The 18304-nt window shown below is 62.6% G+C and carries 17 protein-coding genes; 6 read left to right on the forward strand and 11 right to left on the reverse strand.

All coding sequences use genetic code 11. The annotated features are described in order from the left end of the window. Positions 1–33: 33 nt before the first annotated feature. The 3 genes from HMPREF3009_RS05015 to upp all read right to left on the reverse strand — a co-directional run bounded on the left by HMPREF3009_RS05015 (position 34) and on the right by upp (position 3466). The gene (locus HMPREF3009_RS05015) at positions 34–1458 is read right to left on the reverse strand and encodes an NAD(P)H-quinone dehydrogenase (protein ID WP_049157263.1); all 1425 of its coding nucleotides are present in this window, start codon (positions 1456–1458) and stop codon (positions 34–36) included. Between the two features lie 72 nt (positions 1459–1530). Continuing rightward, on the reverse strand, positions 1531–2712 hold the full coding sequence (locus HMPREF3009_RS05020) for a M20 family metallopeptidase (protein WP_070546010.1): 1182 nt from the start codon (positions 2710–2712) through the stop codon (positions 1531–1533). 118 nt (positions 2713–2830) lie between these two features. Continuing rightward, the gene (gene upp, locus HMPREF3009_RS05025; RefSeq protein WP_046648363.1) at positions 2831–3466 is read right to left on the reverse strand and encodes a uracil phosphoribosyltransferase; all 636 of its coding nucleotides are present in this window, start codon (positions 3464–3466) and stop codon (positions 2831–2833) included. Positions 3467–3527: 61 nt separating this feature from the next. On the opposite strand from upp, the gene HMPREF3009_RS05030 reads away from it, so the two are divergent. From HMPREF3009_RS05030 to HMPREF3009_RS05040, 3 genes are read left to right on the forward strand one after another with little or no spacing between them, the layout of a single operon-like run. Next, on the forward strand, positions 3528–3812 hold the full coding sequence (locus HMPREF3009_RS05030; protein WP_070680438.1) for a hypothetical protein: 285 nt from the start codon (positions 3528–3530) through the stop codon (positions 3810–3812). After that, positions 3812–4675: a C40 family peptidase gene (locus HMPREF3009_RS05035; RefSeq protein ID WP_070680439.1), complete on the forward strand. Its 864-nt coding sequence runs from the start codon at positions 3812–3814 to the stop codon at positions 4673–4675. Before HMPREF3009_RS05030 ends, HMPREF3009_RS05035 begins: the two co-directional genes overlap by 1 nt. Positions 4676–4686: 11 nt before the next feature. Continuing rightward, a complete protein-coding gene (locus HMPREF3009_RS05040) occupies positions 4687–5925 on the forward strand; it encodes a hypothetical protein (RefSeq protein WP_070680443.1) in 1239 nt (412 codons plus the stop codon). Between the two features lie 3 nt (positions 5926–5928). Here the strand turns inward: HMPREF3009_RS05040 and HMPREF3009_RS05045 are convergent, their stop codons facing one another. Then, positions 5929–6795: an amidohydrolase family protein gene (locus HMPREF3009_RS05045; RefSeq protein ID WP_198531116.1), complete on the reverse strand. Its 867-nt coding sequence runs from the start codon at positions 6793–6795 to the stop codon at positions 5929–5931. 39 nt (positions 6796–6834) lie between these two features. Here HMPREF3009_RS05045 and HMPREF3009_RS05050 point away from each other — a divergent pair, with 39 nt between their 5' ends. Continuing rightward, positions 6835–8055 carry a D-alanyl-D-alanine carboxypeptidase family protein gene (locus HMPREF3009_RS05050; protein ID WP_070680450.1) on the forward strand — a complete coding sequence of 407 codons (1221 nt, stop codon included), beginning with the start codon at positions 6835–6837 and terminating at the stop codon, positions 8053–8055. On the opposite strand, the gene HMPREF3009_RS05055 is transcribed toward HMPREF3009_RS05050, so the two are convergent. The 6 genes from HMPREF3009_RS05055 to HMPREF3009_RS05080 form a co-directional block, all read right to left on the reverse strand. After that, positions 8030–8770 (reverse strand): RDD family protein, encoded by a 741-nt coding sequence (locus HMPREF3009_RS05055; protein WP_070680455.1) that lies wholly within the window; start codon positions 8768–8770, stop codon positions 8030–8032. The genes HMPREF3009_RS05050 and HMPREF3009_RS05055 overlap by 26 nt on opposite strands. A gap of 4 nt (positions 8771–8774) precedes the next feature. Next, positions 8775–9857, reverse strand: a complete 1083-nt coding sequence (locus tag HMPREF3009_RS05060) for a YhjD/YihY/BrkB family envelope integrity protein (RefSeq protein ID WP_049157256.1) — start codon at positions 9855–9857, stop codon at positions 8775–8777. Between the two features lie 74 nt (positions 9858–9931). After that, positions 9932–10966: a tryptophan--tRNA ligase gene (gene trpS, locus HMPREF3009_RS05065; protein WP_070511442.1), complete on the reverse strand. Its 1035-nt coding sequence runs from the start codon at positions 10964–10966 to the stop codon at positions 9932–9934. A 48-nt stretch (positions 10967–11014) separates the two neighbouring features. After that, positions 11015–11206: a hypothetical protein gene (locus HMPREF3009_RS05070; RefSeq protein ID WP_049157254.1), complete on the reverse strand. Its 192-nt coding sequence runs from the start codon at positions 11204–11206 to the stop codon at positions 11015–11017. A 65-nt stretch (positions 11207–11271) separates the two neighbouring features. Next, complete coding sequence (locus HMPREF3009_RS05075; RefSeq protein WP_070516027.1) at positions 11272–12171, reverse strand: exodeoxyribonuclease III; 900 nt, start codon at positions 12169–12171, stop codon at positions 11272–11274. A 10-nt stretch (positions 12172–12181) separates the two neighbouring features. Beyond that, entirely contained in the window at positions 12182–13417 is a 1236-nt protein-coding gene (locus HMPREF3009_RS05080) for an MFS transporter (RefSeq protein ID WP_198531118.1), read from the reverse strand. Positions 13418–13599: 182 nt separating this feature from the next. Between HMPREF3009_RS05080 and HMPREF3009_RS05085 the strand changes: the two genes are divergently transcribed. Further along, on the forward strand, positions 13600–15783 hold the full coding sequence (locus tag HMPREF3009_RS05085) for an NADP-dependent isocitrate dehydrogenase (RefSeq protein ID WP_070680460.1): 2184 nt from the start codon (positions 13600–13602) through the stop codon (positions 15781–15783). A 247-nt stretch (positions 15784–16030) separates the two neighbouring features. Here HMPREF3009_RS05085 and HMPREF3009_RS05090 read toward each other — a convergent pair whose 3' ends face one another. Then, complete coding sequence (locus HMPREF3009_RS05090; RefSeq protein WP_046648373.1) at positions 16031–16213, reverse strand: hypothetical protein; 183 nt, start codon at positions 16211–16213, stop codon at positions 16031–16033. A 706-nt stretch (positions 16214–16919) separates the two neighbouring features. Here HMPREF3009_RS05090 and HMPREF3009_RS05095 point away from each other — a divergent pair. Then, positions 16920–18287, forward strand: a complete 1368-nt coding sequence (locus HMPREF3009_RS05095) for a PepSY-associated TM helix domain-containing protein (RefSeq protein ID WP_070680464.1) — start codon at positions 16920–16922, stop codon at positions 18285–18287. Positions 18288–18304 lie beyond the last annotated feature (17 nt).

Raw genomic sequence — 18304 nt, forward strand, 5'->3', positions numbered from 1 at the left:
AAATCAGACCCGGGTCTGATTTACTCGCGGTCGTTATTCAAGGTCGTCGTGGGCGACAAGGCGGCGGGCCGCCTCCGTGATCGTGCCGGACAGCGACGGGTAGACCGCGAAGGAATCCGCCAGCTGGTTCACCGTGAGCTGGTTGGTCACCGCCACGGCGATGGGCAGGATGAGCTCGGAGGCGGTCGGCGCGACGATAACGCCGCCGATGACACGGCCGGAGGTAGCGCGGCAGAAGAGCTTGACGAAGCCATGCTGCAGGGAGCGCATCTTGGCACGTGGGTTGGTGTTCAGCGGCATCATGACGGTGCGGGCAGCGACCTCACCGGCCTCAATCTCTGCCTGGGTGAAGCCCACGGCAGCGATCTCTGGGCGGGTAAACACGGCGGTTGCCACGGTCTTCAAGCGCAGCGGGGACACACCCTCACCCAGGGAGTGGTACATGGCGATGCGGCCCTGCATTGCCGCAACGGAAGCCAGCGGGAACAGATCGGAGCAATCACCGGCGGCATAGATGCCGGCGACGTTGGTGCGGGAGACGCGGTCAACCTCAATGTGGCCGGACGGCGTGGTGGCCACACCAACGTGCTCCAAGCCGAGGTTTTTGGTGTTCGGGATGGAACCAATGGACATGATGACGTGGGAACCGTGGATCTCGCGGCCATCCTGAGTCTTGACCACGACGTTGCCATCTTCTGTGCGGGAGACGGTCTCCACGCGGCAGTTCTTCTCCAGCTCCACGCCGCGCTCAGCCAGGACGGTCTCGAGGACGTCGGCAGCGTCGGCGTCATCGTGCGGCAGAATGCGGTCGCGGGACGCCACCATGGTCACGCGCACTCCCATCTCCGCGAAAGCAGAAACGAACTCCGCACCGGTCACACCGGAGCCCACCACGATGAGGTGCTCCGGCTCCTCCTTGAGGTCATACACCTGCTGCCAGGTGAGGATGCGCTCGCCGTCCGGCTGCGCGCCCGGCAGGATGCGCGGGGTGGCACCGGTAGCAACGAGGACGAGGTCCGCGTCGAGGATCTCAGTGGTGCCATCTTTGTGGGTGACGTCGATCTTGTGCGCTGCCCCCTTCACACCGTGCTGATCCTCGGAGAAGGCAGCGCGCCCATCGATGACCTTGACGCCGATCTTCTCTAGGCCCGCACGGACGTCACGGGACTGGTTAGCAGCCAGCGCCTGCACGCGGCCGTTGAGGGCCTCCAGGCTCAGCTGCAGCGAGCCGAGCTGGTGGTTCAGGCCCATATCATCCGCGCGGCGGAAGTCGGTGCGAATGTTGGCGCCAGCGATGAAAGACTTCGAGGGCACGCAGTCCAAGAGAACGGAGGAGCCACCCGGGCCCTGTTCCTCAACCAACGTAATGTGCGCGCCGTACTTGGCGCCGGCGGTCGCAGCCTCGTAGCCTGCGGGGCCACCGCCGATAATTACGATGCGGGGGGCTTCCTGTGACACTGTCGCTCCTTTTTTAAAATTCTGCCTATAAGAACTCTGGGAAATCCTTGTCACAGTGTAGTGCTTAGGCGCTTAATCCTCCACGTTGGCGAACTGTTCTGCTACGGAACCAAAGAGTTTGACTCCCACGCCGATGGCCCGCTCATCAGGCGCCAAATCCCCCATGTGGAGATCATGCTGCTCTCCTTCACCAGACCAGCAGCCCAAACGGGCCATGGAGCCGGGAACCTTCTCTAGGTACCAGGAGAAATCCTCGCCGCCCGAGGACTGCGGCGCCTGGACCACGGCTTGCGGGTCGATTGCCTGGGCAGCGCTGGCGAGGAGGGCGGTAGAGACGTCGTCGTTAAGCACGGGCGGAACCCCACGGTGATAGACCAACTCATGTTCCACGCCCAAGGGCGCTAGCACCTGCTCGACGAGCTCGGAGAAGAGCTGCTGCATGTCGCGCCAAATGCCAATGTCCGCCGTGCGCATCGTGCCGGATACAGAACCGGTCTCGGGTATCGCGTTCGGGGCATAACCCGAATTCACCTGGCCAAACACCAAAACGGTGCCGGTGCGCGGATCGACGCGGCGCGAGAGCAAGCCCGGCAGGTCCGTCAGCAGCTTGCCCAGGGCATAGACGACGTCTGCCGACAAGTGCGGGCGTGACGTGTGCCCGCCCGGGCCGGAGACGTTGATTTCCACGACATCGGTGGCCGAGGTGATCGCCCCGGCGCGAACGCCGATGCGCCCGACGCGCAGCTTCGGTTCCACGTGGACGGCAAAGATAGAGTTCACCCCGTCGAGCGCACCCCATTCAATGACGTCGGTGGCACCGCCCACCCACACCTCTTCAGCGGGCTGGAAGATGACGCGGACGCCGAAGTCCAGTGGGTGCTCGCGGTTGAGGTCCGCCAAGGCGCAGGCCGTAGCAAGGGCGATGGTGGTGTGCATGTCGTGCCCACACGCATGCATGACGCCGGGCACCTCGGAGGTGTATTCGAGGCCGGTGACCTCGGTGACAGGAAGCGCGTCGATGTCGGCGCGGAAGGCCAGGCGCCCGAGTTCCGTATCGGGACCGATGTCCACCATGAGGCCGGTTTCGGGGAAAAGCTGCGGCTCCAAACCGTACTCGCGCAGGGTGCGGGACAGGAAGCGGGTGGTTTCCACCTCGTTATTGGAGGTCTCCGGGTGGCGGTGGATATGGCGGCGCCACGCGATGACCTCCGCGCGGTGGTTGCTGAACCACTCACTGACGTAGTCCGAGATCACTGCTTCCTCCTCCGTGGTTTCCTACTGGGAAGAGTCTACAACTAGACCATGCGGTTCAGTTAGTCGGGCAGGTCACGCGCCAGATATACTGAGCGGTCTGCCCTGTCCGACGGTTTCGCTACAGGTCGATATTGCGGGGACCGTAAAGGCGATCGCCGGCATCGCCAAGGCCCGGGACGATGTAGGCGTCCTCGTTGAGGGAGGGATCAATCGCTGCGGTGACCAAGCGGACTGGCAGCCCCGAGTTGGCCAGCGCATCAACGCCCGGCTGCGCGGAGACCATGCAGATTGCCGTGATGTCGGTAGCGCCGCGATCTGCCAGGAGCTTCAGGGAGTGCAGGAGGGAACCACCCGTGGCCAGCATTGGATCAACCACGAAGACACTCCGACCGCTGAGATCCTCCGGCAGGGCTTCCAGGTAAGGCACCGGCTCGTGGGTTTCTTCATCGCGCGCCATGCCAATGAAGCCCACCTGGGCATCCGGGATCATGGACAGTGCCGGATCAATCATGCCCAGGCCAGCGCGGATAATGGGCACGATGATCGGAGGGTCCTGCAGGCGGGTACCGTCGGCCGTGGCGACGGGTGTGACGCACTCAAAGTGCTCAACGGGCAGGTCGCGCGCCGCCTCATAAACAAGCATGGTGCCCAGATCTCGCAAGGCAGCACGGAAGGCGGCGTTGTCGCTGCGGGCATCGCGCATGAGGGTCAGCCGGGATGTGGCGAGGGGGTGGTCTACTACGTGGATATCCATGTCCTTCACTGTATAAGAATTGGTCGGGAACCGATCAGCGGGCGGTGAAGTCTAATAAGGCATGACTAGCTTCGATACTTTCACCATTGATACTGAACACACTCGCCGCTTAGCCCACGAACTTGCCACTGTCTCTCAGGCCTCTCCCGCTCCTTCTCCCGAGCTACCGATAGAGCCGGTCGTGGACGGCTTTAGCAGTGCGTTCAACGCCGCCATGGAGAATCTCACAGCACGCCTTGCCCAGGTCAGGGCCGATGCCGGGGCGGTGGCAGAGTCCAGCTTCCGCATGGCGCGGGAAGCCGAGGAGACCGATAGTGCCCTCGCGAGCGCGTGTGGAGGTCTGTGATGTTGGAATCAGCGATAGCTCAGATTGCGCGGATGCAGCCGGCGCAGCTTCCCGACGTCTCCCTGCCCACTGTGCCCGATCTCACTGCCGCGGGACCCCTCGCGGAGATAGCGCACGGTGATCCGCGAACGCTGTTGGACACCGCCCGCCAAGCCACGGAGGATCTTTCCACGGCCCGCTCCGCTCTGAATTCCGCGCGCGGGCTGATTTCAGCGGCCGTCAGGGAACTCATCGGACTGGGCTTCGAGCTACTCCAGCGCGGGTTACCTATAGCTCTGGGGCTGCTCATTCCGAACCCGGCGGCACAGGCCGCCGCGCGCTCAGCTTTGCAGGCTCTCGCTATGGAGTACGTCGGCAAGGCACTGCAGCGCTTGAAGCACTTAGCCGGCGAGCTCCTGCAGGCGGCGGCTCCCCTCGTTCCCATCGGTCAGCGCGCGGTCCAACCTTCGGTGCGCGGCCCCCAAGAAGAAAACACGGCGCGCCACGCGCTCGTCGCCCCGGCGGCGGAGAACGGGGCAACCACGCAGGGACAGGCCGCAGCACAAGCAGCACTATCCCAAGTGGGGACTCCTTATGGCTGGGGCGGAACCGGCAACGGTAGTTTCGACTGCTCAGGACTCACCCAATGGGCCTGGAGACAGGCCGGCGTGGAACTGCCACGCACCGCTGAAAGCCAGACCGTGGGCCGACAGGTCAGCGCGGAGGAGCTGCAACCCGGTGACCTCATCGTGTGGGATGGGCACGTGGCTATGTACTCCGGCGACGGGCAGATGGTGGAGGCCGGAAGCCCCGTACAAACCAATCCATTGCGCACCAACAACATGGGGATGGCTTTCAAAGGCTTCTGGAGGCCCACAGGGTAGACTGTTTCCCCATGAACACCCGCGCTATTGTCCCTATCCAACTCTCCCTTTCCGAGGGCGATTTTTATACCCTATGGGCGCCAAAGTGGCGCCAGAACGGCTCCGAGTGGCAGGCCTTTCTTGGTGATGACGAGTCTGTCCTGCTCTTTAAAACGGAAGCCGAGATGCTGTGCTTCCTCGAGTCGAGGACGAAGCATGACTTGCTCGATCACCCCAAGTGGGAAGTGTTCAACTCCCAAGCGGCGGACCGCGTGGTTCCTGAAAAGAAGCACGTGTACGACCTCGTCGGCATGCCGAAGTACCTCGCCGGCCGCCCGAGCCACGAGAACGTCTCCACGGTCGCGCGTTGCTTGGAGATTGCGCACTCGCTGGCAGAGGTCAGCGGCGCCGAGCACACCGTCATCTTCTTCGCTTCGCACTCCATCCTGCGCAACCCTGCCCGCGGTGCCGATCACTACGCCGGCGACCAGGGCATGAGCGAGTGGTCCGGCGTGGGCCGCGTTATCCACAGCAACTGGCGCGCAGTGATCGAAGACCTCGACAAGGTGGTCAAGGTCGTTCCTTCTTCTGATTTCACCCAGGATGCAACCACGAGCGCCGCCACCCGCATTTCCTCCGCCACCGAAGCGGCGGAGGAAGCACGCAAAAAGGCCGAAGAAGAGCGCAAGGCCGCCGCACAATCGGCAGATCCTTATGACAGCTCCCCGTGGGCAGCCGCAGGCATCGACCCGGTAAAGATCACCGCCGACCAAAGGACTGTCTACACCCTGCGCACCTACCTCGACGGCAAGCCGGTGTTCCTGGGCAAGTGGGGCGAGATTTTTACCTTCCCCAGCTCCAAGGTGCTCGTGCGCTGGATCATGGAAAATGACGACCACGACTTGGCCAAGGTCTCCACCTGGGAGGAGGTCGTTGCCGCAGCGAACGCTGGTGAGCTGGAGGTCACGGTCCACCCGGATAACCAGTACAACTTCAACGGCATCGTGCGTGACATTGAAAAGGGCCCGGAGGCGGTCGATACGGATCAGATGGGTCGCTGCTACGAGGTCTGCGCTGATGCCGCCGACTGGTCCGGGGATGACTCCATCAACTCCTACATGCTGCAGAACCCGCGATTCCAGGACTACCTGGGCTACATGCTCGGCTCCACCGAGCACGCAGGCTACGTTCCCTCCAAGCCCTACACCGAGCACGCGGAGTCCTGGAAGGGCCTAGAGGAGATGCTGACGAAGCGCTTCTCCCGCTTTTAGTTTCTAGTCGGAGGACTCAGTCTCTTCTTCCGTTTCTTCTTCTGTCTCGGAAGCGTCCTCCGCGAATTCCGGATCCGCCAGCTCCTCGTACGCGGGCAGAATCTTCTGCTCGATGAGGCGCTGGCGGTCCTCTTCGCTGGCAAAAGAGTTCTCAATCGCCTTGATGGTGAGGTCGAAGAACTCCTCCAGCCCATAGCCAAAGGTCTCGCTCAGGGCCAAGAAGACGTCGCTGAGCTTCTCCCCCGCCACCGTGCAGGTAAAGCCGAGCTGCTGCAGCAGCGGCAGAGGGTGATCAGCCAACTCCTCTGCGGGCAGCTCCTCCAGCGGCGCGAAGGTCAGCGCGATGCGGCGATCCCGCACCCACGCGGATGCCTTGCCTGGGCGAACGCCGTCGAGATCCGCGCTGAAGTCATCGACAAGATCAGTGGCATGAACAAGGCGCGTCACACCCGCCTGCACTGCGGCCACGGCATCCTCATAAGAATCGACATCGCGCTCCCACGGGATGAAATCCGCGCGGAGTTTCTCAGCCGCGGACAGCTCGGTCAGCGCCACGCCCACCGCGGCCTCGCTGGCATCACCCTCAGCGATGAGCCGGGCATCGATTCCAGGAACGTCCAGTCCTTCCTGCGCGGCGGCGAGGGCGTCGGCCGCGTCGAAGGGGAAGGCGCTGGGGCGCAGGCGGAGCTCGGCGTAAACCACGTGGTCGTCGGCAAGCGCCTGCACAACAGCGTGCGTGGCCGCGCGGAGCTCGTCCGGGGTCGAAGCATCCGTGGGCAGCGGCGCGAAGAGCGTCACCTTGGGCAGGCCGGCGAAAATCTCGGCGCCGGAGTCTTTGTTTTCGGGGCTAATCAGAGGTGCGTCATGCATGAGGTTCATCCTAGGACGGGGTCTAGGATTAAGCACGCTATGAAACATGTCCCCGCGATCCTGACTGCCCTCGCCTTAGCCGCGACGCCACCGGCGTTTGCAGAGGAGGAAGAGTCAACGTCGCCCACGCGCACCACCGCGCCGGATACCGACTCTTGCCCGCACTCCCTCGTTCCCGAGGAACCAACCACCACCTCCGAGCGACTCTCCCCCGGCCAAGTCGCGCCCACTCCCCTGCCCGCTGTTGAGGGTGCTGCGTGCGGCGTGACCGCTCCGCGCGGTTTTCGGGTCAATAAGGACGTGGTGGCGTCGGCGTGGATGGTCAGTGACCTGGACACCGGCGAAATCATCGCCATGAAGGATCCCAATGGGCGCTACCGCCCGGCCTCCATCATCAAAGCACTGTTAGCGCTCGTGGTCATCGAGGAGCTTCCCCTCGACCAGCGCATCACCGCCACGCTTGACGACGCCTCCATCGAGGGCTCCGCTGTCGGCCTCGGCCCCGATGGGGTCTACACCGTGGAGCAGCTTTTGCAGGGTTTGCTCATGGCTTCCGGCAACGACGCCGCGCACGCTCTCGCGCAGGCTGTTGGCGGGGACGATGAAGCATTGGCAAAGGTCAATGCGAAGGCACAGGAGATTGGCACGCGCTCGACGGTAGCGGCGAGCTACTCGGGGCTGGACGCGGCAGGCATGTCGACGTCCGCGGCGGATATCTCGCTGATTTACCGCACGGCTTTTGCCAACGACACCTTCGCGCGCATCGTCGACACCGAGCACGTGGAGTTTCCCGGCTGGGGTGACATGCCCGGCTATGAGCTGTGGAACGACAATGGGCTGTTCCTCAACGACCCGGATGGCATCGGCGGCAAGACGGGCTATACCGAGGACGCACACCATACCTTCGTCGGCGCTATCGACCGCGATGGGCGCCGCCTCCAGGCGGTTCTCCTCGATACGACCGTCGAGCATGGGTTCCGCGCCTGGGAGCAGGCGCAGATGCTTCTCGACGAAGCCTCCGACGTCCGCGCCGGCGATGGCGTCGGGCACCTAGATGACTTCGCAGCCGGAAAGGAAGAGCCCGCGGAGTCTGCGGTTACGAGCCCGGCTCCCACCACCCCGGCTGCGCCCGCCACCGCGGAGGCGGCTGCGGAGTCTTCGTCCTTCGAAGGCTCGCAGGGCTGGATTGGCTGGATGGTGGCGGGGCTCGTCGCGCTCCTCGTGGTAGTAGTTGCTACTTTTTCACTACTTCGGCGTTAGCCATGATGTCGTGCTGGCCGCGTAGGTTGTTCTTCGAGCCAATCGTGGTCACCACGTAGAGGGCACCAAAAAAGGCGATCAGCGGCCCGATGAGCGGCACGAGGGAGGCCACGCGCCACCAGTTGCGCCTAATGCTCTGCTGCCAGGTGAGCTTCTCGTGCGTCGTGACATCACGCACGGTATACCCGCCGATGAGCTTCGCGGGTGTTGCGCCAGCAAGGACCTCGAAGCAAATGTAATAGGCCACCGTGAAGATGCTGGAGATGCTGACGATCCACACCGAATTATCATCCGGGTTGGTAAAGCCAAAGCCGACGATGAAGGACACCACGAGGGCCGCGAGGAAGTAGTCAATGATGGCCATGAGCACGCGGTTGCCGGGAGAGGCGCGCCGCGCATCATCGCGGGGCGGAGTTGACGTTGGGGCGTGCGCGCTCTCACCCCACCGGCCGGTAGTCGCGTAATCCTCCAGCTGCGCCCACGTGAGCTGGGCGCCGGACTCGACCTTTTGGTCATAGCTTGCGCGGGAAGCGGGCTCGCACAGAATGCGGGAGGCAACGGCAAGCTCCTCGCGCTCTGGGGCTTCGGGGAGGTAGCCGAGGCCTTCGAGGTGAGCGTCGGCAGCCGCCAGCTGCACGCCCAGTTCTCGTGAGGTCGCGCGCGAATCGAGTCTGAAGTGCTCGTACAGGTTCGGGGCAAAAGACGCTGGTAGCATCGGCCTACTTTCGGCGCAGCAGGGCCCACGCACCCGCAGCGGCCGCACCAAGGGCGGCACCGGCGCCCAGGGTCACGCCCGGGTTCGGGCCCTGGCGGATCTCGTTGCGGACGCGGATGACAGCCTGGTCTGGGACGGGCGGTACCAGCAGCTCGAGGGACTCTTCAGTGGTGGCCGTCCATGCGGAGACGTACAGCACGACGCGCCAGACCAAGTACATGACCACCATGAGAACAATGACGGGGCCGAACACGGCGCCTGCCGGGTTGCCCGCCGCGGAGGACATGATGACGGTGGACAGCTGCTTGATTACCTCAAAGAGCACCGCACCAATGGCCGCGCCCATCAGTCCCGACTTGGTGGGCACCTTGGTGCGCGGCAGGAAGGCCACCATCCACCAGAAGACGAGGAAGTTGGCGATAAGACCGATCACGATGCCGGCAACAACCAGCACTGCGCCCATGCCGGGGAAGGACTCGATGCCAACCCACTCGAAGATCTTCTGGGTCAGGCCCGAGGAACCCGCCGCCGTCACACCGAAGGCGATAACCATGGCCACGAGCAGGCCAATAAGGCCCAGCAGGTCGCTGAGCTTCTTGGTCACAAAGTTGCCCGGGGCGTCAGTCGGATCCTGCATCCACATCGCCGAAATACCAATGCGCAGGTTGTTCATCCAGCCCAGCCCGGACCACAGGGTAGTCAGGCCACCGATGCCGTACATCGCGCCACGCTGTTCAATCGCGGTATGCAGAATCTGCGTAATCGAATCCCCCAGATCGCCAGACACGGAGTTCGCGATCTGCTCCTCCAGTTGCTGCATGAGATCGGGGCGATTGGCCAACACGGTGGCGATGGCTGCCACCGTGAGCATGAAGATGGGGAAGATAGCCAGAACCGAGAAATACGTAATGCCGGCCGCGAACTGGTTTCCGCCCTGGCTGCCGTAGCGGTCCAGCATCTTCATGATGTGGTCGATAAAACCGGACTTCTCGCGGACTTTATCTACCGCGCCCGGCTCATCGGCATTAGCACGCTCGATGCCGTAGTCATCGGTCTTCTTCTCATCGGGTTGAGTCGTTGGCGCCACAGGCTTTCCCCTTTTTATGAATTACAGAAATAAGTTACAGAGTCCTCTACACAGTCTTCATCATGCTAACCAACTCAGCCGCGGCGCGCGGGGAGGAAGCCCACCGCCTCGTAGACCTTGTCCACGAGCGGGGAGGCGATTTCCGTGGCGCGCTCGGCACCCTGGGCCAAGATGCGCTCGAGCTCGCCGCGGTCTTCCATGAGCTCGTCGTAGCGTGCCTTCAGCGGAGTGGTGAAGGCCTCCAGCGCTTCTGCTGTGTCCACCTTCAGGTGGCCATAGCCCTGGCCCGCGTACTTGTCCACGAGGTTCGGGATGCTCTCACCGGTCAGCGCAGACTGGATAGCCAGCAGGTTGGACACGCCGGGCTGCTTCTCGCGGTCGAAGGCCACCACGCCGAGGTCATCGGTCACCGCGGACTTAATGCGCTTAGCGGAGGTCTTAGGAGCATCGAGCAGGTTCACGATGCCCTTCGGGTTAGCGCCCGACTTCGACATCTTGGACGTCGGCTCCTGCAGGTCATAAATCTTGGCTGAGCCCTCCGGAATGAAGGCCTCTGGCACGCGGAAGACCTCGCCGTATTTGTTGTTGAAGCGCTCCGCCAGGTTGCGAGTGAGCTCGAGGTGCTGGCGCTGGTCCTCCCCCACCGGCACATAGTGCGGGGAATACAGGAGGATGTCCGCGGCCATCAGGACGGGGTAGGTAAACAGTCCCACGGACGTGCGGTCCTGGCCTTGCTTGAGGGACTTGTCCTTGAACTGGGTCATGCGGGAGGCCTCACCGAAGCCGGTCAGGCACTGCAAAACCCACGTCAGCTCCGCGTGCGCGGGGACGTGGGATTGTACGAAGAGGGTCGATTTCGCCGGATCGATGCCCAATGCGATGAGCTGCGCGGCGCCCGCCACGGTGCGGTGGCGCAGCTCCTCCGGGTTCTGCTCCACCGTGATGGCGTGCAGGTCCGGGATGAAGTAAAAGGCCTCGTGCGAGTCTTGCAGGTCAATCCACTGCTTGAGCGCACCGAGGTAGTTACCGAGGTGGTAGGAGTCCGCCGTGGGCTGAATACCAGAGAGGACTCGAGAAGCGGAGGTCGATGCAGAAGTGGAGTCAGTCATGGTTGACTACTCTACTCTGCCGCCTCCGCTGGGGCGGCGCTGCGTCGGTTAAATCTTGCGGGAGGTCGGGCTAATAACGTCCATCATGACGGCGAAACCGGCCACCATGAACGCGCCGCCAACACCCTGGAGGACGATCGGGCCAAGGAAGGCAAAGGACGGTCCGACGATGGTCCACCACCAGATACCCAGGGCAAGCAGAATAGCGCCGAGGACAAAGTAGATGATTGCGCGGGTCATGAGCATCTCCTGCGAAATAGAAAAGGACGTTAAGACGGGATTATCGTACCACTACTTGGATTCGGCTACTTGTACTCCACCAGAAGAGGAGAGTGATCGGACCAGCGCTCCTCCACCGTCGGCGCCTTCTCCACCCACGTGCGCTGCGCGCGCTCCAGCATAGACTTCGTGGCCGCTTGATAATCGATGCGCCACCCAGCGTCGTTATTGAAAGCCTGGCCGCGGTAGGTCCACCAGGTATAGGGCCCCTCAGCCTCCGGGTGCAGGCGCCTGGCGACGTCAAACCACTGCGGGTCCGCGGCCGCCTCCCAGGCGGTCTTGGTCTCATAATCCACCACGCCGAGCCAATCCCCGAGCCCCTTCTTCTCCTGCGGCTGCGCATCCGGGAAGGAGCCAAAGACGCGATCCATGAAAGCGCGCTCCTCCGGCAGGTGGCCGGACTTCTTCTCGTTGGGCTTGTTGTTCTTCAAGTCCTGGGCGCGGTGGCAAATATTCCAGTCGCCGCCGATAACGGCCTCCGGGTAGGACGCAGCCATCTCATCTAAAACTTCAGAGAATTCATCCAAGAAGAGGTACTTCTCATCCTGCTTCGGCGAATCCACGTCGCCGGAGGGCAGATACAAAGAGGCCACGCGCACGCCTTCCACGGTGGCGGCAATGAAGCGGCCGGATTCGGCGAAGGAGCCGAAGCCCACGGAGACGTCGCCAAGCGCATGCTTCGATAAGATGCCCACGCCCGCGCGGCCCTTGGCGGCGGATTCGGCCTGCACCAGGTTCCATCCGGCCTCCAGAGCCGGGGCCAGGGCCTTCTGGGTCTGCTCGGGATTGGCGCGCACCTCCTGCATGAGGACGACATCGGCCGGCGTGGTATCCAACCACGCGTTCATCCCCGGGTTGTTCTCATTGCGCTGTTTGCAGGCCGCGCGGATGCCGTTGACGTTGACGGAGGCGATGGTGAAACTCATGCCGGTCAGTCTAACTCTGTTCAATAATCTTCACGGAAGGGCCCCGGCGGCGCTTGTCCCACATGGTGACGACCCAGGTGATGCAGCCGGCCACCGCCAGGCCTGCACCTGCCAGCGCGGTGGAATTATAGGAGTAGCCCGCGCCCACGACTGCGCCGCCGATGGCCGCGCCCGCCGCATTGGCGATATTAAGGGCCGACTGGTTCAAGGCCGCCGCGAGGCTCTGCGCATCCCCCGCCACGTTGACCAGGCGCAGCTGCAAGGAAGGCACGAGAATGGAGCCGAAGAAGGCCAAGACACCAAAGGCAATCGTGCCCGCCCATGCGTTGTGAGCCAGGAAGTAGAAGGCCACGGACACACCGACCATGCAGATGAGAGCAAAGATGATGCCGAATTCCAGGTTTCGGTCCGCCAGCGCACCACCGGCGACATTGCCAACAGTCATACCGATGCCATAGGCCATGAGCACAATCCACGTGTGGCTCGGGTCCATGCCGGCGACCTCCGTCATGGTCCACGTGATGTAGGTGTAGACGGCGAACATGCCACCGAAGCCGACGGTGCCGAGGAATACGGTGAGCAGAACCTGGCTGTTTTTCAGCGCGCCGAGCTCAGTAAACATATCCGTTTCCGGCATGCGCGTCATGTGCGGGAAGAGGAAAAAGAGCAGGACCATCGTGAGCCCCGCAATGGCCACGACCAAAAAGTACGCCGCATGCCAGCCCAATCCTTGGCCTAGGGCCTGGGCCGCGGGCACGCCGATCACGGTGGCGATGGACAGACCCATGCCCACCATCGACATGGCAAACCCTTGCTTGCCCGGTGGCGCCATCGATGCCGCAGCCAGATTAGCTACGGAAAAGTATGCGCCATGCGGCAGACCCGCGATGAAGCGCGCCACCAGCAGGACGCCGTAGTTCGGGGCCAGGGCTGTCAGCAGGTTACCCACGAGCAAGAAGGCGATGAGCAGGATGATGAGGCGGCGGCGTGGGAGCTTGCCTGTAAGTGCGGCGATGACTGGGGCGCCCACGACGACACCGAGTGCGTAGACGGAGATGACTACCGACGCCGTGTCTTCCGTAATGCCGAAATCATCCGCGATGAGCGGCAGCAGGCCCATGGAGGTGAACTCCGTGGTACCGATGGCGAAAGCACCCAGCGCCATGGCAATCATGACGATGGTGCGGCGCGTCGCGGAGATTTCCGTCTGGCGTGGGACGGGGCGGCGTTGGATACGGGTATTCATCGGTTTCACGTGGGCAGACCTTAGTACTTTCCCTGCCGAGCTCGTAAGTCCAGCCGGAAAGGTTGTGCCAAGTACACAGACTTCCCCCGCTGGTGGTGCGAGTCACAGGGGGACCGGCACCGCGAGAAAATAAGACAGGTATCCTGTGAGGTTGAACAGTTTTCAACTTCTTTAGGAGAACCATGGCAAAGATTATCTGGACCCGTACCGACGAGGCGCCGTTGCTGGCGACCTACTCCTTCAAGCCCGTCGTGGAGGCCTTCGCGTCCACCGCAGGCATCGAGGTGGAAACCCGCGACATTTCCCTGGCCGGCCGCATCCTGGCCCAGTTCCCGGAGCGCCTTGGTGACAAGAAGGTCTCCGATGCCCTGGCTGAGCTCGGCGAGCTGGCCAAGACCCCGGAAGCTAACATCATTAAGCTGCCGAACATCTCCGCTTCCCTGGTGCAGCTGAAGAAGGCCATCGCTGAGCTGCAGGCAGACGGCTACGACCTTCCGGAGTACGAAGAGGCTCAGGAGAAGTACGACGCCGTCAAGGGCTCCGCCGTGAACCCGGTTCTGCGTGAGGGCAACTCCGACCGCCGTGCTCCGATTGCGGTCAAGAACTTCGCTAAGAAGAACCCGCACAAGATGGGTGCGTGGTCCGCTGATTCCAAGACCAACGTGGCCACCATGGACGCTAACGACTTCCGCCACAACGAGAAGTCCGTCATCATGCCGGAGGAGGACACCCTCTCCATCGTTCTGAAGACCGCCGAGGGCGAGCAGACCCTGCTGGAGAAGCTGCCGGTCCTCAAGGGTGAGGTCATCGACGGCACCTTCATGTCCGCCAAGGCACTCGACGAGTTCCTCAAGGCACAGGTTGCCCGCGCCAAGGAAGAGGGCGTGCTCTTCTCCGCTCACCTCAAGGCCACCATGATGAAGGTTTCTGACCCGATCATCTTCGGCCACGTCGTCCGTGCTTTCTTCGCTGACGTCTTTGAGAAGTACGGCGAGGAGCTCGAGGCCGCTGGCCTCAACGGCGAGAACGGCCTGGGCGCTATCTACGAGGGCCTGGACAAGCTGGAGAACGGCGCTGAGATCAAGGCCGCTTTCGACGCCGCGCTGGCCGCGGGTCCGGACCTCGCCATGGTCAACTCCCACAAGGGCATTACCAACCTGCACGTTCCGTCCGACGTCATTATCGACGCCTCCATGCCGGCCATGATCCGCACCTCCGGCCACATGTGGAACAAGAACGACGAGGAGCAGGACACCCTCGCCGTCATCCCGGATTCCTCCTACGCCGGTGTCTACCAGGCCGTGATCGAGGACTGCAAGGCTAACGGCGCTTACGACCCGACCACCATGGGTACCGTCCCGAACGTCGGCCTCATGGCACAGAAGGCTGAGGAGTACGGCTCCCACAACAAGACCTTCAAGGTCCCGGCTGCGGGCACCGTCGAGGTCCGCAACTCCAAGGGCGAGGCCCTCATCTCCCACGACGTCGAGGCCGGCGACATCTGGCGCGCCTGCCAGACCAAGGACGCCCCGATCCAGGACTGGGTCAAGCTGGCTGTCAACCGTGCTCGCCTGTCCGGCATGAAGGCTATCTTCTGGCTCGACCCGGAGCGCGGCCACGACGCCAACCTCATCGAGCTGGTCAAGAAGTACCTGCAGGATCACGACACCGAGGGCCTCGACATCTCCATCGAGGATCCGGTCACCGCGACCAAGATCTCCGTCGAGCGCATCCGCAAGGGCGAGGACACCATCTCCGTGACCGGTAACGTCCTGCGTGACTACAACACCGACCTCTTCCCCATCCTCGAGCTCGGCACCTCCGCCAAGATGCTGTCCGTGGTTCCGCTCATGGCTGGCGGCGGCCTGTTCGAGACCGGTGCCGGCGGCTCCGCTCCGAAGCACGTCCAGCAGGTCCAGGAGGAGAACCACCTGCGCTGGGATTCCCTCGGTGAGTTCCTGGCCCTGGCTGAGTCCTTCCGCCACGAGCACAACACCAACGGCAACGCCAAGGCTGGCGTGCTGGCCGCTGCACTGGACAAGGCCACCGAGACCCTGCTGGATGAGGGCAAGTCCCCGTCCCGCAAGGTGGGCGAGAACGACAACCGCGGCTCCCACTTCTTCCTGACCCTCAACTGGGCCAAGGAGCTGGCTGCGCAGACTGACGACGCCGAGCTGGCCGAGGCCTTCAAGCCGGTTGCTGAGGCCCTCGAGGCCAAGGCAGGCGAGATTGAGCAGGCGCTTCTCGACGTCCAGGGCTCCCCCGTCGACCTCGGCGGCTACTACGCCCCGAACGAGGAGAAGCTCAACCAGACCATGCGCCCGGTCGCTGCCTTCAACGAGATCATTGATGGCCTGAAGAAGTAATTCTTCGTAGCATCATGTTTCCGACCGCCGCGCGTATCCTCTCAGTAGTGGAGCGCGCGGCGCCGTCGTTTTCCTACGAGGATGTACTCAACCATGAGGTCACCTTCGATGCCGCTGCGTGACGCGAGACATGGTCCCACCTCACGCTCTACCGGCGGTGTAACACCCCCTCCTCCTCCGATGCCATTGGGCAATTTCTCCGCTGCCTAAAATCAGGTGACTAGCGTCCCGTACAACCATGGGAGCATCAGCTACGGTCGATGCCATCCACTTTTTGAATCTGGCGCTTCTTAGAAATGAAATAGGCTGATACCCAGAGAATCGTCGTAAGTAGGGCCGTCCGGACTACCCACATCAAGTCAGCAGAGGAATACCCCACCATAAGTACCGCGCCTATCGACAAAATCCAACCAGCCAAAAATGATTTCATGCTCTCAACACCTCTACTTAGCGAGAATTGCATCCCAGTCGCAACTGGCGTAACCGTTTAGGCCACCCGCTACAACTCCGGTCGCAATTGCCTTAAGCATTCCTTGCACCGCCCGGCCCGCAGGAACACCAGCAACGGTCATCGCCACTAAGCATCTGTTCCATGCCTCCTGCTTCTCGGGAGATGCACCAGTTGCCACTCCTTCTGGCAATTTGCACGTAGCCGGATTGTTCGCACAGTCTTGGATGTAAGAGTCGGAGGGTTCAGTGGGAAACGGATTGTTGTAGTTTTGCGCATGCGCAGTTGGAATCTTCACAAAGCCTGCCAGCATTACGCCAGCAATGACTACCGCGGTAGTCTTATGTTGTCGTGCAGGGGGGGGCAGATCTTCATAATGCTCATGTGCTCAGGCTATCAATATGAGATTAGCCTCGCTATCCCTATTGGCAGATCTCTGTAGCCGACCATCAATTGAAGTCCGACAACGGCTTATGCAAACCCCTAACCTCATCAAAGGTTGTAAAAGCTACACCGCACAGCAAAAGAGAGAGTTTTTCAATCCACGGGAACCAAGCAACCACCGCCTCCGACTAGTAGTGCAGTTGATATCAGCGCCTGTCCATCGCCCGTCTTGAGTGCCCGAAAGCATTCACCCTCAGGCACCCACTACGGGCCCTACCTGTACACACTGAAAAGAGCACTACATATGAGTCGGACGGCTCTGCGATCCTTCATTCAACGCATCCACTTTTATGGCGGCATGTTCGTCGGCCCCTTCATCCTCGTTGCGGCATTGACTGGCTGTCTCTATGCCATGGCGCCCACCCTGGAGAAGGTGGTGTACCGCGACGTCATGACCGTTCCGGCGGTCGAGCACCCCGTAAGCTTGGAAGAACAAATCCAGGCCGCACAGCAGGGGCACCCCGACATGCCCGTGTCCCAAGTCTGGCCGGCAACCAGCCCCACGGATTCGACGCGCGTGCTGGTCTCCGATGACAGCATCGACGAAAGCCTGCAGCGCACCGTCTTCATCGACCCCGCCAACGCCGAGGTCATCGGGGACTACCCCACCTACTCCGGCCTAGGTGAGATGCCGCTGCGCCGCTGGATTTCCTCCCTGCACGAAAGCTTCCACCTGGGCAAGGTCGGCGAACTCTACTCGGAGCTAGCCGCCTCCTGGCTGTGGGTCATGGCCTGCGGCGGTCTTTATATGTGGTGGATTCGCCGCCGCCCGAAGAACAAGGCAACCGCGAACGCAGCGCAGCAGCAGCCCAAGCGCTCTGCCCGCTGGAAGGCCACCCGCCTGCATTCCACTGTTGGCGCCTGGATCTTCATCGGCCTGCTTGGCCTCTCTGCCACCGGTATCACGTGGTCGGGACTGGCCGGCGACAACGTCGATTCCCTCGTCGAGCGCATGGACTGGAAGGCCACCCCGATCGAGACTGCCCTCCCCGGTACCACCGCCGAAACACATGAGCACACTGGCCATGAAGGACATGAAGGTCATGGGGTTGGAGGGGCGTCGTCAAGCGCGAGCGTGGCTGCCGACGCCGAGCGCGTCCTCGCCACCGGCCGCGCCGAGGGTCTGACCGGACCGCTGCGCCTCTACCCGCCGGAGGACGCCCACTCCGCCTGGCAGGTCAGCGAACGGTGGGTGGAATGGCGCACCACCTCCGACGCGGTCTCCGTCGACGGCGCTACCGGAGAGGTCATCGACCGCCAGCCTTTCTCCAGCCTGCCGCTGTTTAGCAAGCTCAGCAGTTGGGGCATCTACCTGCACATGGGCATCATGTTCGGCCTTCCACTGCAGATTGCGCTGCTCGCACTGGGCCTCGCCACCGCCGCGCTGGTGGTGCTGGGCTACTACATGTGGTGGAAACGCCGCCCTCGCTTCCTCCCCACCACTCATTTCTCTTGGGCCACCACAGGACTGGGCGCGCTTTTCGCGGCCACCGTCGGCGTCTTCCTGCCGCTCTTAGGAATCACCTTGGCGGCGTTCTTGGTTCTCGATGTCATCCTTGTGAACCGTGCCACCGCCCCGCGCAGGGAACGCACGCCAATCCCGGTCGGATAATTTAGTGAAAGCCATCA

Source organism: Corynebacterium sp. HMSC034H07 (genome assembly GCF_001815175.1).
GTDB classification, from domain to species: Bacteria; Actinomycetota; Actinomycetes; order Mycobacteriales; family Mycobacteriaceae; genus Corynebacterium; species Corynebacterium hiratae.

Coding starts and splice junctions, on each gene's coding strand:
- upp (WP_046648363.1), bottom strand. CDS start 3,466: ATGGATATCCACGTAGTAGACCACCCCCTCGCCACATCCCGGCTGACC.
- HMPREF3009_RS05030 (WP_070680438.1), top strand. CDS start 3,528: ATGACTAGCTTCGATACTTTCACCATTGATACTGAACACACTCGCCGC.
- HMPREF3009_RS05035 (WP_070680439.1), top strand. CDS start 3,812: ATGTTGGAATCAGCGATAGCTCAGATTGCGCGGATGCAGCCGGCGCAG.
- HMPREF3009_RS05040 (WP_070680443.1), top strand. CDS start 4,687: ATGAACACCCGCGCTATTGTCCCTATCCAACTCTCCCTTTCCGAGGGC.
- HMPREF3009_RS05045 (WP_198531116.1), bottom strand. CDS start 6,795: ATGCATGACGCACCTCTGATTAGCCCCGAAAACAAAGACTCCGGCGCC.
- HMPREF3009_RS05050 (WP_070680450.1), top strand. CDS start 6,835: ATGAAACATGTCCCCGCGATCCTGACTGCCCTCGCCTTAGCCGCGACG.
- HMPREF3009_RS05055 (WP_070680455.1), bottom strand. CDS start 8,770: ATGCTACCAGCGTCTTTTGCCCCGAACCTGTACGAGCACTTCAGACTC.
- trpS (WP_070511442.1), bottom strand. CDS start 10,966: ATGACTGACTCCACTTCTGCATCGACCTCCGCTTCTCGAGTCCTCTCT.
- HMPREF3009_RS05070 (WP_049157254.1), bottom strand. CDS start 11,206: ATGACCCGCGCAATCATCTACTTTGTCCTCGGCGCTATTCTGCTTGCC.
- HMPREF3009_RS05075 (WP_070516027.1), bottom strand. CDS start 12,171: ATGAGTTTCACCATCGCCTCCGTCAACGTCAACGGCATCCGCGCGGCC.
- HMPREF3009_RS05080 (WP_198531118.1), bottom strand. CDS start 13,417: ATGAATACCCGTATCCAACGCCGCCCCGTCCCACGCCAGACGGAAATC.
- HMPREF3009_RS05085 (WP_070680460.1), top strand. CDS start 13,600: ATGGCAAAGATTATCTGGACCCGTACCGACGAGGCGCCGTTGCTGGCG.
- HMPREF3009_RS05090 (WP_046648373.1), bottom strand. CDS start 16,213: ATGAAATCATTTTTGGCTGGTTGGATTTTGTCGATAGGCGCGGTACTT.
- HMPREF3009_RS05095 (WP_070680464.1), top strand. CDS start 16,920: ATGAGTCGGACGGCTCTGCGATCCTTCATTCAACGCATCCACTTTTAT.